Consider the following 14,963-nt stretch of genomic DNA (forward strand, 5'->3'; position numbering starts at 1 on the left):
CCGAGATTGGCTTCCAGCGCCGCAATCACCGGATTGGTCGTGTCAAGACCCGGACGCCAGGCAGTCCGACCGGCAACCACAATGCGCGGGGTCTTGTTCACCTTGGACGGGATGCTGGCAATGTCGTTGACCACGGCGGCGATCGATGCGGCTGTGGTCGCCGTATCGACGCCTTCGGCCACCCGGACAACAGTCACGTCTGCGCCCGAATTAAGGTCATTCAACTGGTCGTGGATGCCGTTCACCGCATCGGCAAGCAGGCCGGTACCAAGGGCATTGACCTTGGCTGCGTCACTCGTTGAAAAGCGAACCGGCTCGCCTTCCGGAAATTCGACCGCGGACGCGTCTTCCGAGGTTTCGATGATCAGGACATGCGAGAAGTCCGCACCAAGTGCGGGGATGACTTCATCATCCGGGCGCGTRAAACTCATTCCGAAGGTAGGGGTAGTCATGTCTTTCTCCTTGCCTGGCTGCGGGCACAAAAAAACCGCCTCRAGGGCGGTGTGTGAGCTGTTTGAGGGCCATTGTCCTGGTGGACACAGACCGAAATGGTGAAGCCGCGTCAGGCTACGCGGCGGGAGGTGTCAACGTCAGCTTCGAGCCCTCCTCTGCTTCTTGGGAGCCACAACGAGATTGACTCTTTCGGGCCGGAGCGGTCGTTCGATCAAGTCGCAGCGAATTCGCACTTTCCGGCCATTCTAGCCGCGATCTTCCCGCGGCGCTGTCGTGGCAGGTTTGTTGTGAAAGTGGCATCTGTCACCGGTGAGCTTTTCCGCCAAGTCGTCGATCGCGTCCATGACATATCCAGCCAACCGATACTCCATTGAGCCAATCTTCGCCTCTCGTGACAGCTGCACCGCGCCGTCGCGGCCGAGCGCAAGCTTTTCCAAAATCTGATCCGTCTTGATGTGTCCGCGACCACTTCTGCGTGCCAAGTCGGGTCACCGGTTGATTGTTCGTGTCCGGTGAAACAGGGGCCTGTTCAGGGGTGTTTCATTTGAGACATCTGTCGAGAAGGCCCTCGGATAGAATGAGGCATCGAAGCATGACATGGAGTTCACGAAATGTCCGGAATTTCGGCAATGACCGCAAATCGTTCTGCTCAAGGCACCGGGCTAACTCAGAGTGACCCACCAGCTGKGCAAGTCCCATCGCAGCCTGAGTTTCGTGCAAGTCAGAGCCAGCGACAGCCAGTTGTTGTTGCCAACAAATCTGCCGGAAAAATACAAGGGTTCTTCGAGCGCATTGCCTACRATRYCCATGAGTGGAAAAAAAATCGTGCTGAAAGTGCTCTGAATAAATCTGCCGATAAAGCAGGTAATGAAATTTTGAATGGTTTGAACCATGACAATCCCAGAAAGGTCTATCAAGGCCTTAAGCGACTTAACAACGCARCGCAAAAGTTCGGCCSCAAAACTGACGACTTTRACGAGAAAGMTTTTCTACGGAAAAAATGCAACAACCTTTCTGAAAGGATTAGCGGCGACCCAAAGTTGGTGGATAAGTTGACTGAATACGCCAACCGAAGCGAAGATTACGTCAATAATCATTCTGATCGTCATACGTGGTTTCATCGAATGCTCACTGGATTGGCAAAATACGGCTTGGTGTCCGACAGCTCCGTGAAGGCAAGAGAAAAACGTATAAAAACTCTTGACGCTAAAATCGTTACTTCGTTGAAGTCGATAAATGCCATTTTTTTGGAACCGAAAGCCAAGGCTGGAGACCCTCAGGCAATGTTCGACCTAAGTATTTGTTATGAGCACGGTCATGGTGTGGAAAAGAATGAGGAAGAAGGGCTAAATCTACTTCATCAAGCACATGAAGCTAAACACCTTCCGGCWACGCGCGACCTAGGTAATCGTTATCTGGATGGTGATGGTGTGGAAAAGGATGAGGAAAAAGGGATAAATCTACTTCATCAAGCAGCTGAAGCAGGGGACGATAGAGCAAAGAGCGATCTAAACTCCGCCACTAGATTCAACGACGATCTAAAAATCATCGAATTGAATTTAAAGGTCAAGGCTAGAGACCCTAGGGCAATGTGCGACCTAGGTGATCGTTATCTGTACGATGGTGGTGGTGTGGAAATGGATAAGAAAAAAGGGCTACAGCTATTTCAGCAAGCAGTTGTCGCTGGAGACCCTCCGGCAATGTGCGAACTAGGTGATTTTTATAACTCCGGTCGTCATGGTTTGAAATGGGATGAGGCAAAAGCGGTAGAGCTATATCAGCAAGCAGTTGAGGCTAAACACCCTCCGGGAATGCGTAAGCTAGGTATTTGTTATCTGCTAAGTAATACCTTGAAAAAGGATGAGGAAAAAGGGATAGATCTACTTCATCAAGCAATTGATGCTAGAGACACTCTGGCAATGTACGAGCTAGGTCGTATTTATCTTTTCGGTCGCGGCGTGGAAGTGGATAAGGAAAAAGGGAGAGCGCTAATTCAGAAATTCCTTAACGCAGGGGGCAAATTGCCCCGTTTTGAAAAGAACGATATTCTTAGAGATATGRTGCCGATTTAAAAGCAGTTGAGTGATATCAGTAGGTTGTTATTCAACCGTCCTTGTCGAGAAGATCGAGGATCAAATGCYCTGGACTGATATCACTCGCGGTCAGCGCAACCGGGACCATTTGCGTTATCCAACTGATTTGACGGATCGGGAGCGGGCTGTTTTGACACCACTGATCCCTCCCGCCAAATCCGGCGGCCGGCTGCGCAAGACCGACATGCGAGAGGTGACGAACGCGATCCTTTATATCCCGGGCAGTGGTAATCAGTGGCGGGCTCTGCCGAAAGACTTCCCCCCGGCCTCCACGGTGCGAGGCTATTTCTGTTGCTGGCGCGATACCGGTCTTTTGCAGACCATCAACCACATCCTTGTCGCAGCCACGCGAAAACTTGAAGGAAGCGAGGCCTCGTCCACAGCCGGGGTGATCGACAGTCAGTCGGTCAAAACCACGGAAAGCGGCGGGACCTCTGGCTATGATGCCCCCCTCTCAGCGATGCTTCGCATCGCCTGCCGGGCAACGGGCAAGAAGATCAAGGGACGCAGGATCGCAACCTATAGTTTTGTCTCATAGACTTTTGAATCGGACTCTAAGGCTAAAACGCCAGAGACTAGATCGTCCGGAAATACTCCCAAAGATCATCCATGACCTCCGGGGTGTAGCCGAGAGCGGCGCCGATGGTTTCCACCAGGGGATGATCCCGTCGGAACTCTGCAGCGTGTTTCCACTCGATTTCAGCAGCAGCGGCTTCGAACGGGTCCGCGATGGCGTTGAGATGAGCCTGCACCTCTGCCGAGGCTGTCCCGGAATTGAGGAGCCCAAGGTGGAATTGCCGGGCTGTGAGGGCTGGCATCGCCGCACGGATTTCCTCGGCAGTCGGCTCTTTCCACTCGGGGATCTCACCACCGGCATCCCGCCAGGCCTGTGCTGCCTCGATGACCTTCAGGTTCCATGCATTGTTTTCGCCGGGGCGGAGGCCCGTAACAAGGGCTTCGGTGTCCCCATCGTCATAGACAACGGAATAGTGAGCAGCGCCTATGATCTTGCTCATATCCGTCTCGGTGTGGTCGGTTTCCTTGTGGGGAAGGAAGCCGTGGAAGTTGGTGATCGTTGCTTTCATCATGCAACCCTCTGATAGATGTAGGTTTCGCCACCGGAGGCTACGCCACGGGCGCGGTAAGTCCCGGCCAGGATCGAACCTTTTCCGCTTGAGTGGGTGCTATCCACATACTGCTGACTATTGCCGGTGTAGAGGTAGATGCTTCGGGAAGCGTTGCGGTTCGTCCCGCCCTGAAATGAGGCCACGAGGACATGGCCAATTGGGAAATTGGTCGCAGAGGCGGAAGTCTGTGTGTCGCAGAAAGCGAGCTTATGGAAGCCGCCGTCATTCTCCTCTGCACCGAAGGCGTTCTGGCTGTCATCCCATCCGAGGTTTCTCCAGGTGTTGGAGTTGTCGTCGTAGAAAAAGGCCCAGCTATCTCCGCCGCCATTCTTTCCGACGTATATGTTGGTGTGAACTGTAAGGTTCCCGGCGATGGTGTAGGACCCACTCATCGTGTCGTTGCCGTCGGACCGCACCAACTGAGAGCTGTTCAGCCCGTCCAGCTTGTCGCTGTCAGCGGCCTTGCCCCCGGTAGCAAGCTTGCCGTCAAGAGCTGACTGCAAGCCGGTGACTTGCGAGATGGCATGGCTATGACTTGAATTGGCTTTGCCTGCCAAATCTGCGGCAGAGGCCTTTCCATCCAGAGCCGATTGCAGGCCGGTCACATTCTCGATCGTATGCGTGTGCACCGTCGAGGCCTTGCCTGAAAGCGAGACCGAAATGCTATCGAGCTGGCCTTCGACGCTGCCTGAACCGCCGTAGGTGACGTTTGCGGACGCGATCTTGGCCGCCTGCCAGGTCGAACCGATAAAGAGCAGGACTTGACCGTCCACCGCGCTCGAAACGTTGACGTCTTCAAGCGAGGCAAGCGTCGGGGATTGCAAGGCCGTGATCGCATTACTCAGCGCGGTCAGCTCATCGTGAAGACCCTGGACACCCGCGATGACATGATCATGCCCTTCTGCGGCTTTGCCGCCCAGGGCCGTATCCAGGCCATGAACCACACTCTCAAGCGCCAGAACCATATTCCGGATGCGGACAAACTCTTCACTGGTGAGGTTTCCTTCATCCGGAATCGGAAGGTCATAGTGAGGCGAGCGAGCATCTGCCATGTGAACTCCTCTTAAATGCCGTAGGACCGGATATCGGCGATCGAGGGCCGCGCGCCCGGGCCACCGTTCAAGGTGATCCTGAGGCGGCCACCCGTGGTGGCGTCATGCGGTGCAATCTCGTAACGAGGCTCTTGCCAGCCACCGCCAAGATCCGCACTTTCCACCACAGCGAGCGGTGCCCAGTTGCCGTCAGACTTGTCCATTTCGACCGTCACGGAAGCCCCGGGCGGCAGAAGCTGCGCAAACAGGGTGTTGGCGCGGGTGAGCCCCCTGATCGGCCACTCTTTGGTAACGTAGTCGCCGCTGCTGCGAACTCGGCCGGCAATCAGGGTCGTGCCCGACCACAGGATCGGGCTCTCGGTCGCTGAGCCATTCAACACGGCCCGAAGCGTCACCACTTCGTCGATCAGTTCGTCAAACTCCAGAGGCTGTTCCGGTGCCACCCGGATAACCTGGCCACTTTCGCGCACAAGTTCGTAGCGGAACGTCGTATTCGCAGTGGGCAGTTCCACCGCCCCCCGGATCAGGAGATCCGTGAAGGCGCTGAGTGTTCCGGTATAAAGGTCCACGGTCTTTTGAACCGGATTGAAGCGGACGCCGATCAGCTCAAACCACAGATCCTCCTCCTGGTGCGCCGTCCAGGCCGTCCGGTTGGCCGAGGAAAACAGCGTGCCGACCGTATAAGGCTGGGCGCTGACAAGTTGTCCCGTTGCCGGATCAACATCCCCCATGCGGGCGATCGAGAGCGCATGCGCCGCGTCGTCGGTCAGGATGACGAAACAGAATTCGCGCGCCGGCGGAAGATAGATCGGTACATCCCAACGCGCTTCCAGGATGTCGCCCACCTGGCGCCCCTGCATCGCCAGGAAGTCTTCTGCGATAATGTCGTTGGTCGGATAACCGTTGATCACGGTGCATAGCTGGACACGGACACCGTTGTTCGGGTCACCGATCTCTCCAATGCGGATATTCACCCCGGCGATATGAGCGCCCTGAAAAAGCGAGAACGTCTGTGCCAAAGGGTCTTGGCTGGCGGCGCCACCCGTCCGGGTGACCACGTTCGTCACGTTCTGCGTCACGTTGGTAATGTTGGTGATGTTTACCACCGGGGGCGGCGCAGCGCGCGTGACCAGGTTCACCCGGCGCATAACCTCTGTCTCGATCGTACCCTCGCCAACAAACAGAGCCTCCGCGAAGGAGTCTGCTGCTCCCTCGGCCCTTACCAGCCGCACCCCGGTTGGCACCAGGGGCGGAATGGTAAGAGTGCCGCTGATCTCTCCGTTGAGATCGGCGACCGGCGCCGGATCCGGCGTGATGTCGATACCATCGAAGAGGAGCGCGGTGAGCGGTTCGTTGGCGGCAAAGCCCTCGATCGTGAACTCCAGGTCAATCTCGCGCAACGTAGCTGCCGCCGAGACTGTTTCGCTGACCTCTTCCGTGAGCGTTGTTTGCCCCGGAGGCTGGTCCGGTGCCGCGGTGAACTCGCGCGTGATCGCGCTGGTGAACTCGGTGATATGATCCGTCCAGAAATCGCTGGCAGGCTGAAGCCTCATCGCTCCCGGCATGGTCAGAAAATTGGCGTAAGGGTTGATCCTGAGCGAGCGCGTCGAAAGACGCTGGAACAGGATAACCTCCTCCTGCCAATCAAGCATATGCGTTCCGGCAACACTCTGCACGTCCACACCATCGACGGCGAGTTGAAGAACCCCACGATTGATCGCGGCGGTCTGCGGCTCGCCGGCATCCCTGTAGAAATCATTCTGCAACAGATCGGTGAATATTCCATCGCGTGCGACACTATCGCGCGAGTGAATATCACGGCGCTGCTCCGAGCGGTCGAATTGCTGCACAACGGTTTCGAGCAGCTCGAAAAACCGGCGCATCTCATCGTAGGTATAGTTCTTGGTGCCGTTGTTGATCACCGTCGGCACGCTCTGCCAGTCGAGATGCACGTCGGCAAGCTTCAGAACGTCGCTTGGCGCTTTTGGCGCAACGGCGTTTTTGCGCGCGGAAACCCCGTTGATATAGACGGCAGCACCGGTCTGATCGAGGCCGATCGCGTCAATGCGCGGCTTCTTGGACTGGTAAGTGATCGTCACTGGCTTGTTCACCGCGCCACCCGACAACTTGACGGTTGTCTCAGTCACTTCATCCGGCGTTACGGTGTCATAATAAAGATAGGTCACCGAGTAGCTGGATGCCTGTGCAGGCTCCGCGCCCGGGGGCGCCCAGGAGATCGAATTGCCTTCAAGCGTATATGTCGCCGGATCGAACGTGCTCGCACTCTGCTCGACCGACAGGATCTCGACGATCGACGAGTTGCCCAACAGATCGGAACCACCGGGAACCGCGCCGCGGGTAATGACTTCCGTGATCTCCTTCGTCACCGTGGCAGCGGTGACCGAAGCAATAGGCGGCAGGTGAATCGAAATCACTGCGGAGCCATCGCCACTGTCGATGTAGGTGTGCGGTTCCAGGTCGACCGCTTCAAGCTCAGGATCTTCCGGAACCGCAAGCCTCAAGGCAGATTCCCGAATGCGCTTCCAGCCGCGAATGTTCGCTATGCCCGCACCGATGGAATAGACCTGTTCGGCGCCGGATCTGCCGAGCGGAACCACGTTGCAGCCTTCGACGATATAGTGACCATTGCTGTCAAAATCGTAGCCGGAGATCTGCTGCAGCACACCCGTCAACGCCGGCGGCGGGCCTTGATCAATGATCGCGCCATCGCGCATCGTGTAAACCTGTGCGAAGTCCCCTTCCAGGCCATCGCCGTCGATCGACCAGGTCAGATGACGCGCTTCACGCACCGCCCCCGGTTCACCGAAGGACTCGGTTCCCTCGTCAATGCCGAGAAGATCTTCCTCATCTTCGTGCGTGATGTAGCTCTTTTGGACACGCACTCCGACAGAAACGTCTCCGACCATCGATACGCCTGGGATCGTTTTCGCCGGCACCGGATGGATCAATCCGCCAACATAGATCATGCCCTCCGCAAGCTGCACCATCGCGGTCGTGGCGGGATCGTCTGGCGTCACGATAATGTCGCCGCCCGATCTGCGGTTGCCATCGGCCGCGACCAGGTTCCCAACACCTTTGAGTTGGTGCAAAAAACGGCTCTGCATCTCGTTGTATTCGGACGGCTGCGTATAGCGGCCGGAAAGGTAGACAAGCGCCGTCCAGGCAGATGCCGGATCGAAACGATCGTTGGCGCCCGCGATCCCCGAGGGATGCTGAAACATCAGATGATCTCCAAAAGAATTTGAACTTTGTCCCGGACTGTTTCGCCAAAGGGAATGTCCGTCGGGAAAGGCCTCCTGCTTGCGCCGCCTGTCTTCGGCCTTCGCCCTGTCCGCCGCAATCCGGTCCGGGCTCAATGGCTCCGCTTCAGCGTTGCCGCCAAGCCGCTCCATCGCCTCGACAAAGGAAAGCCCCTCCACCGTTTCCAGAAACGTGAACTGATCGCCGCTCGCCCCGCAGCCAAAACACTTGTAGCGATGCTCCCTGTCGAGACAGTGAAACGACGGCGTGCTTTCTGCGTGAAACGGGCAACACGCCCAAAAGTCGCCGGTCCCGGCGTTGGTCTTCGCCCGGTCCCAGGTCACATGCCTGCCGATGATCGTCGAAATCGGGTTCCTGTCCTTCACCCGCTCCTTTTCGGCTTCCGTGTAGCGGGTCATGGGCAGACTCCCATCCGCAACCGCTCCGTGTTATGGGCAAAAGCATGAAACCTGTACATTGGCTCGCCATCGGGACGATGATCCCGATCATTTTGTTCCTGATCGTCACAGGCCTCGACACAGCGTGCTCCCCTACTGCACTCATGTCTGCGGGGGAAAGTCCGCGCGTTTGCTACCGAGAATGGATTGGCGCTCTGAGTGGCTGGGTTGCCGCATTGGCTGCTGGCGGGACGATTATTGCGTTGTTCCATCAAATCAGACGAAACGAGGAAACCGCCCATAAGCGTGCTTTGGAGGCGAAACAGCTTTTCGTGGAAGAAATCGAAGTAACTCTTCGCCAACTCAATCGAGCTTGGAAACATGCAGAAGATATTGATGAGGAAATCAAGCGCGGAAAAGGTGTAGAAGAATTCATAGAAAAATTGAAGCGCGAGATGAAGCAAATCGATTTTGACCTCACACAAGGGGAGTTCGAAGATCTCCTTCAACTTATGCTTCCACGCCATCGCGCAAAGTGCGCAACGTTGTTGCGACGCATAAAGGCAGCTGCCAAGGAGAAGGAATTTCCAGCCTTTACCTCGGAGGGTCACGAATACACACGTGAACCCGACAATGAGGAGCTCGTTGAACTGCTCTTGTGGTGCTTCGACTACATAAATCGCGCGATCGAAAGCGATCACCCGGAGCTTGCCGGTATATTCGCCAACCGCAGCCCTGTTCGGAACCAATACGATGAATTCGCTGACGGCTTTTTCAATTCCTTTCTCTTCGGCAAGTTTCCAAACAATCCCAACAACCCTTATTGATGTCTCTCCATCTCGCATTCGCCTGAACGACCTGCACTTGCCCCCTCCCACACGCTCTGATTTCATGAACTTGCACCGCAAACCTCGGGACTTTTCATGAAACGAGACAACACACCGCGTCCGAAGAGACTGGCGGACAGACCGGACACGCAGCCGGCGCCGCAACCAAAACCTAGCCACGCGGAAATTTTGGCTGCGCTTCGCGAGCACCGGCGCATCGAGGCGGCGGAAATGGGGTTTCTGCGCCGGCAAGCCAAAAGGCTGCGCGAATCGTGGTTTGTCGTCGGACTTGAGGCGGTCGGCCTGATCGGCCTGCTCGTCGCCTCCGGGCTTTTCGTGGTCGAACTGCGCGAACGCCAGGACGAACGCATCGCCCGCGCCTGGCAACTCGTGACCACCCCGGCCCCAGGCAACAGCGGCAAACGCGAGGCGCTCGAATATTTGAACAGCGAGACACTCTGCCTGTCCGGTGACTGGAGCTCGCCGTTTTATGGACACTGCTGGAAATCCCGAACCTCGCTGAGAGGCATTGATCTTTCCACAGACACCCATGGCGACGCTGTGTTTCTTGCAGAAGTCGATCTCTCCGGCGCGGACCTCCTGGGTGCCAATCTGTCCGGCGCAAGCCTTTGGGGCGCTAATTTGTCCGACGCAAGACTTTGGAGCGCCAATCTGTCCGGCGCGGACCTTACGTTGACCAATCTCTCCGGCGCAACCCTTTGGAGCGCCAATCTGTCCGGCGCAGACCTTACGTTCGCCAATCTGTCCGGCACACTCCTGGAGAATGAGATGATGATTGACAAAACGCGAATCGAAGGCGCTTGGGCCTACAAGGACACGCCCCCCAGCGAAATGCCCGAACAGATCGAAAACACCATCGCCTATCGCAACACCAAAGAAACATGGGAAAGCTTCGCCGAACGCATGCTGCTTGAGCGGCCCGACCTCGACTTTGAGGCTGCCCTGGCGTGGTGATACCCCCCCCCCTCACGCTGCCCTCCCCGGCTTCGGCAACGCCGGCCGCTCCGCAAACTCCATGTCGATCCACTCCAGCACCCGCACATAAAGCTGCTCGAACACCGGCAGCGAGCCGAGGCCCTCGCGCTGCCGGTCGCGGTTGGCGGCGGCAACCTCCGCTTCGAAGGCCCAAAGGTCCATTTCCGAGAATTTATCCGCGAAGCCTTCCCTTGCCATAGCGGCCGGCCGCTTGCACAGCGCCTCCAGCACCGGGCGCAGAAAGCCCGCGTTCCAGAAATCCTGCGTGTCGCAATAGCCTTCCGTGCGCATCTTCAGCATCCCCGCCCCTCCCTTGTCTCAAAGAACAGCTCCGGAAACGCTTCAACTGCTGCAAACATCCCGAACCATTCCAGCGCGCGTACCCGCGTTATCACCTTGTCGGCAGGCTCCCTCGGCTCATAAATATCCGCCGGAGGCCCTTCCGGATGCGAGGCCCAAAGCACTGCAGTGGTCGGGTCTATTGTCTGGTTGGCCGTCTGGAGAGACATCCCGTTAGTCATCGCCCGCTCCGCACCGATCTGCTGCGCCGGGCATCAGGCCGCAGCGTGTTTCCAGAAGCTGCGCCAAAAGTCGCGCGCTCTCGGCGGGCAGAAACGTATCGCCCTCCACCGCGCCGGAACGGCGCCAGACCAGCCGGCAACCTCCGGGAGCGGCAAAAACATCCAAGGTTGAAAAACAAAGATCTGCACAACTAAGATGATGCCCGTCCTCTGAGGGCAGAAACCGTCCGAGTTTCCGCCTCAAGTCTGGAGTCTCAGCCATGGCCGGTTTCAGTTTTTCCGCATCAGACATTTTGAAAGTCCTCGATAGCGTTCCGCTTTGGAAGTCGCTGGTGACATTGCCGAAAAGAGTTGCCGAGCTCGAAGCCCGGCTCGCTGCGCTTGAAAAAACGAAGGCCGATCAGACAGCGCCCGCAGCAAACGCCTGCCCGCGCTGTTCGGCGGCAATGGTTTTTCAAAACGAGCGCCCGCACCCGACATTCGGCCGCATGGGTGTCAAACTGCATGAATTTAAATGCGACGGCTGCGGCTTCACCGCCGAGCGCCGCTACGATCCGGGCAAGAATGCCTATACGTGATCCCGACATCCTCCTCACGCTCCCGCCGCGCTGCGGCACAGACCTGCCGGGCGGACACCCCTCAACTCGAAAGGACGTGTTGAACCGGCCTGCAGTCTCCGGTTTAGTGAAACCGTTGATGAATTGATTGCGGGACTGCGTTGCATGCACGAGGACGGCAAAACCAGACTTGCGGATCTGTCTGCTCGGCTCGATGAAGCCAGGGCGCGGCAGGCGGCGCGGCCGGCCCCGGAAGCGTCGTTTCGAAACAGGTCTGCGAGAAAGTCTCTGGCCAGCTCTTGGCGCCTCACCAAGCGCGGATATGCAGGCACCAATTCCGTCCTGGAAGCGATTGAAAAGTCGCCAATCGTGAGGCTGGTTATTGCCCTCGTCTTCCTGATGACCGCCACAGCGGTGCTGTTCGATCTGTACGACCGGAATACTCAAATCGAGATTGCAGCGTGGGACCTTTTCGAAAAGACAAAACCCGGGACGCCGCAGAGAACGCGGGCGGTCAACCTGCTTGCATCCACGGGTGCCCCTCTTGACCGAATTGACTTTGGATTGAAAAGGCCTGGATCGCACCTTGAAGACGCGATCGACATGCACTCCAACTATGCGGAGCGTTATGTGGTTCTTGAGGAAATGTTCTACGAAAACCGCTTGGAATATTGTCTGTCTGAAAACGGAACGATGCGCGGCGTTGATTTTTCCGCCAACACTGTCGTCAAAGTTTTTCAGTTTGGAATATTTTCTGACCCGACGACTGCCGAGGGCGGAAAACTCAATTGTCTCTTTATTGACGGAACTTTCGAAGAAGCAATCTTGCATAATGCTGAATTCATTTTCTCTGAAATTCAGGCGACAACCTTTGCTCAGGCGGCTTTGTTTGACGCAAGATTTGACGCGGCTTTCTTGGATAAAGTGTCCTTCCTGGGCGCCAGTTTGCAGTCTTCGTCTTTCCGGGCTTCTTACTTGGTAGAAACAGTTTTTAACGACGCTGACCTTCTCTGGTCCTCGTTTGAAGGCGCAAGTCTCTACAAAGTGGATTTCACCGGCGCGCGTCTCCAGGACGTAAATTTCAGCAACGCCGCCTTCTGCGAAGACGACATTGAAATTTGCGGCGAGAACAAAATCAGCCAGAAGCAACTCGATATGGCTTGGGCATGGGCGGACAGGCCCCCAATCGGTCTTGAAAAGCTTGATCCGCCTTTGAAGATTGGCTTTCTCTGCAATCCGGCGCTTCGATTGCCGGCCACTCAGCTGGCGCCCGAACAGATCGAGGAACCGAAGCAAATCCGGATGGTGCCGAAAGAATGCTCTTGGCGGACGAGACGGACCGACCGGAACGCAAACTGATTGTTCAACCATCAGCCGCCCTCCCCGTTCCCTCTGGTCCCGTCTCCACCGCCTGTGCATGGCCGTCCAGAACCGCAAGCGCCTCGATGGCGACAGACAGTTTCGCCCTGATGTCCAGGTCCTGAATTTCTTCCAGGCTGATCCGCCCGTCATCGCTCAAGGCCTTGCAGATCGATTCCGCGGCTTCCGCGCCGCTGCGCACCATCGCGCCAAGCTGCATGGGCCAGCAGGCCGCATCGCGCCGTGCCGGCAACAGCGGCACGAACACCCCGCCGGCCATCCGGCACAGCGTGCGGACAACCTCCGCATTGTCCGCATCCATCGTCAGGTCCATCAGCACATCGGCTGGAACATGGTCGCTGGCGTGGTGGGGCGAGCCATAGCGCGACAGCGCCTGCTGTCCGACGCGCGTTGCACCGGCCGCTTCGGTCTGGCCGCCGGCATCTCTCAAAAGTCTGCGAAAGGCAGCCTTGATCGCGGCCCGGTCCTGCTCCGTGGTCGGGCGACAGCTCATCGCGTGACCACGCCGGATTTACGCGGTGACATCGTGTCTGTTTGCGAAGAGGATGAAGACCGTGAACGTGGGCGGACCGGTCGGGACTTATTCTCTCCGTCGCTTGCCGCATTTAATAATTGGGTCTGCGCGGTAATGTAGTCGAGTACCCGACGTTCTGTGGATCGGTAGATTTCACAGCCAGTACGCAACCGCTCCAGCAAGCGACCATTGTTGACGGCCCTGTACCCAAACGTCCAATCGCTTATTGGTTTTCCCTTGGCGGTGGACAATTCGAGGAAGGTGTCGATTTTGCGAAGAAGATCATCAGCCATACAAGCCATTTATCACGCTTTAGCGTGTTATGGAAGTTCTTTTCTTCGTTTTTCGTGCGTGCAATGCTGATTTGCACCCGGTATAAAGCACGCATGGGCGTGACATGGCTGACCCGCATAACTGTTGCCGCCGAACTGAGCGGCCAAACCAAAGCTGACATTTCCAAATCGGCTGGCTTTGGGGTGAATTATGTTTCCCAAATGCTCAAGGACGGCAAAATGCCGAGCGTTGGCCGGCTGACCAAGCTTTGCACGGTCCTGAATATCAGCGACGGATGGGTTTTCTCCGGCACGCCAAGAAACTCAAGGCTAGACCCTGTTGTTGAGTTGATAGCCAAGCTGCCAAAGGCGCTTGAAAAAGCCGCATACTCTTATCTCACCAATCGGGCGGATGTAACACCTAGTGAATTGGCACAAATATCAGACCACGCTAAAATTAGCTTGGATGAGTTGCGACGCCTTCAAATCATTACTCGGGATCCCGCCCACACCCTAGGTGTAACTTCTCGCGAATTTTCCACAGAAGCACTCCCCGATTTGAATGGTTCTGCAAGTGACATAGATCATGAAGTCTTTTCTGCGGCACTTGAAGAGGCGTTTGAAATAGAGGAAGCAATGAGAGACCGCGGAGTTCTGACGTCTTCTGCCAGCTCGGAATCCCGAAGCAAAATGATCGCGCTCCTTTATGCAAAACGAATGGCGCGGAAGCTATCCGGAATTTGAACCCTACTTTTTTGGTTGTGTTATTTTCGCTTGCATTCCTTGGTATATTTAGCAACCATTTCAAGACGGGTGGGTATCGTGCTTAGCCGGTAGGCAACCCCCTCTTTTCAGGGGCGCAGGAGGGCAGATGAAGGAACTGGACGGCGCGATACTAAACGCTGCGCTAGAAATATATAGTCGCGACCAAAATCTCACACTTGACCAACGTCTAGACGAAATTATCGAGAGATCCAAGAAATACTCCTGCTACATTACAATTACATCGATTGTTTGCTCGGGTCTTTTCGGCACAAGTGACCCTTACGGCCTCAATACTCAGCAAGCAGAGATGTTTATCTATGATGCAGAGAGAGTTATCCAGAAGGCTCACCTTCAACACATTATGCGCAAGTCTCAGGAGCACTGAAAAATGCGGCCGCTGAATGTCGAATTTGACGTTAGACAGGTCGACAACGGCGCAGCCGACGATTTGGCGCGCGATTTCCTGAGGATTTGGCGGCAAAGCGCCGGCGGAATAACTTCTGACCTAGAACCTATCGCTTCCCACTTGGTGTTGTTTGACGGTACACCAGGGCCACTAAACGATGTCCCGGATCCTCTGTCTTGCGGACCTAATGCTCTCTCAAGCCGGGTCTTCGGGCGCGGATGGTCGGAGCACCCTGAAAGGGCAAGAGAACTTTTAAACAGAGACTATCGAGTGCTCGCAGCCGCATCATACCGAAAAGCGGCGAATTACCGAGTTCCAGTATTTGATTTGATCCATTCAAA

The 14,963-nt window shown here is 56.3% G+C and carries 14 protein-coding genes and 2 pseudogenes; 8 read left to right on the forward strand and 8 right to left on the reverse strand.

Translation table 11 applies throughout. The features are described from left to right. Both OA90_RS21020 and OA90_RS21025 read right to left on the reverse strand, forming a co-directional pair. Positions 1 to 452, reverse strand: a pseudogene (locus OA90_RS21020) (phage tail protein); the annotation flags it as partial. Positions 453 to 698: 246 nt separating this feature from the next. Beyond that, positions 699 to 935 (reverse strand): hypothetical protein, encoded by a 237-nt coding sequence (locus OA90_RS21025; protein ID WP_156510585.1) that lies wholly within the window; start codon positions 933 to 935, stop codon positions 699 to 701. Positions 936 to 1,064: 129 nt separating this feature from the next. Between OA90_RS21025 and OA90_RS28135 the strand changes: the two genes are divergently transcribed. Further along, positions 1,065 to 2,525 carry a tetratricopeptide repeat protein gene (locus OA90_RS28135; protein ID WP_082837185.1) on the forward strand — a complete coding sequence of 487 codons (1,461 nt, stop codon included), beginning with the start codon at positions 1,065 to 1,067 and terminating at the stop codon, positions 2,523 to 2,525. Positions 2,526 to 2,589: 64 nt separating this feature from the next. Next, a pseudogene (locus tag OA90_RS21040) lies at positions 2,590 to 2,994 on the forward strand (transposase); the annotation flags it as partial. 127 nt (positions 2,995 to 3,121) lie between these two features. On the opposite strand, the gene OA90_RS21045 reads toward OA90_RS21040, so the two are convergent. From OA90_RS21045 to OA90_RS21055, 3 genes are read right to left on the reverse strand one after another with little or no spacing between them, the layout of a single operon-like run. Next, on the reverse strand, positions 3,122 to 3,634 hold the full coding sequence (locus tag OA90_RS21045) for a hypothetical protein (protein WP_068417026.1): 513 nt from the start codon (positions 3,632 to 3,634) through the stop codon (positions 3,122 to 3,124). Then, positions 3,631 to 4,725, reverse strand: coding sequence for a hypothetical protein (locus tag OA90_RS21050; protein ID WP_068417031.1), 1,095 nt, complete (start codon positions 4,723 to 4,725; stop codon positions 3,631 to 3,633). Before OA90_RS21050 ends, OA90_RS21045 begins: the two co-directional genes overlap by 4 nt. An 11-nt stretch (positions 4,726 to 4,736) precedes the next feature. After that, positions 4,737 to 8,405 (reverse strand): DUF4815 domain-containing protein, encoded by a 3,669-nt coding sequence (locus OA90_RS21055; RefSeq protein ID WP_068417034.1) that lies wholly within the window; start codon positions 8,403 to 8,405, stop codon positions 4,737 to 4,739. A gap of 44 nt (positions 8,406 to 8,449) precedes the next feature. On the opposite strand from OA90_RS21055, the gene OA90_RS21060 reads away from it, so the two are divergent. Further along, a complete protein-coding gene (locus OA90_RS21060; RefSeq protein ID WP_068417036.1) occupies positions 8,450 to 9,211 on the forward strand; it encodes a hypothetical protein in 762 nt (253 codons plus the stop codon). Between the two features lie 96 nt (positions 9,212 to 9,307). Then, positions 9,308 to 10,186: a pentapeptide repeat-containing protein gene (locus tag OA90_RS28665; protein ID WP_199823795.1), complete on the forward strand. Its 879-nt coding sequence runs from the start codon at positions 9,308 to 9,310 to the stop codon at positions 10,184 to 10,186. Positions 10,187 to 10,198: 12 nt separating this feature from the next. Here OA90_RS28665 and OA90_RS21070 read toward each other — a convergent pair whose 3' ends face one another. Continuing rightward, positions 10,199 to 10,507 carry a hypothetical protein gene (locus OA90_RS21070; RefSeq protein ID WP_068417041.1) on the reverse strand — a complete coding sequence of 103 codons (309 nt, stop codon included), beginning with the start codon at positions 10,505 to 10,507 and terminating at the stop codon, positions 10,199 to 10,201. Then, positions 10,501 to 10,728 (reverse strand): hypothetical protein, encoded by a 228-nt coding sequence (locus OA90_RS21075; RefSeq protein WP_068417044.1) that lies wholly within the window; start codon positions 10,726 to 10,728, stop codon positions 10,501 to 10,503. The genes OA90_RS21070 and OA90_RS21075 overlap by 7 nt, the downstream gene beginning before the upstream one ends. 260 nt (positions 10,729 to 10,988) lie before the next feature. On the opposite strand from OA90_RS21075, the gene OA90_RS21080 reads away from it, so the two are divergent. Together OA90_RS21080 and OA90_RS21085 are read left to right on the forward strand one after the other, a co-directional pair. Then, entirely contained in the window at positions 10,989 to 11,306 is a 318-nt protein-coding gene (locus OA90_RS21080; RefSeq protein WP_068417047.1) for a hypothetical protein, read from the forward strand. Between the two features lie 144 nt (positions 11,307 to 11,450). Beyond that, positions 11,451 to 12,644: a pentapeptide repeat-containing protein gene (locus OA90_RS21085; protein WP_068417050.1), complete on the forward strand. Its 1,194-nt coding sequence runs from the start codon at positions 11,451 to 11,453 to the stop codon at positions 12,642 to 12,644. Positions 12,645 to 12,648: 4 nt separating this feature from the next. On the opposite strand, the gene OA90_RS21090 is transcribed toward OA90_RS21085, so the two are convergent. Continuing rightward, positions 12,649 to 13,158 carry a hypothetical protein gene (locus OA90_RS21090; RefSeq protein ID WP_068417053.1) on the reverse strand — a complete coding sequence of 170 codons (510 nt, stop codon included), beginning with the start codon at positions 13,156 to 13,158 and terminating at the stop codon, positions 12,649 to 12,651. A gap of 119 nt (positions 13,159 to 13,277) precedes the next feature. Here OA90_RS21090 and OA90_RS21095 point away from each other — a divergent pair, with 119 nt between their 5' ends. Then, positions 13,278 to 14,195, forward strand: coding sequence for a helix-turn-helix transcriptional regulator (locus tag OA90_RS21095; RefSeq protein WP_156510586.1), 918 nt, complete (start codon positions 13,278 to 13,280; stop codon positions 14,193 to 14,195). Positions 14,196 to 14,322: 127 nt separating this feature from the next. After that, positions 14,323 to 14,601, forward strand: coding sequence for a hypothetical protein (locus OA90_RS21100; protein WP_068417060.1), 279 nt, complete (start codon positions 14,323 to 14,325; stop codon positions 14,599 to 14,601). Positions 14,602 to 14,963 lie beyond the last annotated feature (362 nt).

This window comes from Labrenzia sp. OB1 (assembly GCF_001624695.1).
Taxonomy (GTDB): domain Bacteria; phylum Pseudomonadota; class Alphaproteobacteria; order Rhizobiales; family Stappiaceae; genus Roseibium.

What these genes read in the sequence shown, in the direction of transcription:
- OA90_RS21045 (WP_068417026.1), bottom strand. Translation starts at nt 3,634, where the DNA reads ATGATGAAAGCAACGATCACCAACTTCCACGGCTTCCTTCCCCACAAG.
- OA90_RS21050 (WP_068417031.1), bottom strand. Translation starts at nt 4,725, where the DNA reads ATGGCAGATGCTCGCTCGCCTCACTATGACCTTCCGATTCCGGATGAA.
- OA90_RS21055 (WP_068417034.1), bottom strand. Translation starts at nt 8,405, where the DNA reads ATGACCCGCTACACGGAAGCCGAAAAGGAGCGGGTGAAGGACAGGAAC.
- OA90_RS21060 (WP_068417036.1), top strand. Translation starts at nt 8,450, where the DNA reads ATGAAACCTGTACATTGGCTCGCCATCGGGACGATGATCCCGATCATT.
- OA90_RS28665 (WP_199823795.1), top strand. Translation starts at nt 9,308, where the DNA reads ATGAAACGAGACAACACACCGCGTCCGAAGAGACTGGCGGACAGACCG.
- OA90_RS21070 (WP_068417041.1), bottom strand. Translation starts at nt 10,507, where the DNA reads ATGCTGAAGATGCGCACGGAAGGCTATTGCGACACGCAGGATTTCTGG.
- OA90_RS21075 (WP_068417044.1), bottom strand. Translation starts at nt 10,728, where the DNA reads ATGACTAACGGGATGTCTCTCCAGACGGCCAACCAGACAATAGACCCG.
- OA90_RS21080 (WP_068417047.1), top strand. Translation starts at nt 10,989, where the DNA reads ATGGCCGGTTTCAGTTTTTCCGCATCAGACATTTTGAAAGTCCTCGAT.
- OA90_RS21085 (WP_068417050.1), top strand. Translation starts at nt 11,451, where the DNA reads ATGCACGAGGACGGCAAAACCAGACTTGCGGATCTGTCTGCTCGGCTC.
- OA90_RS21090 (WP_068417053.1), bottom strand. Translation starts at nt 13,158, where the DNA reads ATGAGCTGTCGCCCGACCACGGAGCAGGACCGGGCCGCGATCAAGGCT.
- OA90_RS21100 (WP_068417060.1), top strand. Translation starts at nt 14,323, where the DNA reads ATGAAGGAACTGGACGGCGCGATACTAAACGCTGCGCTAGAAATATAT.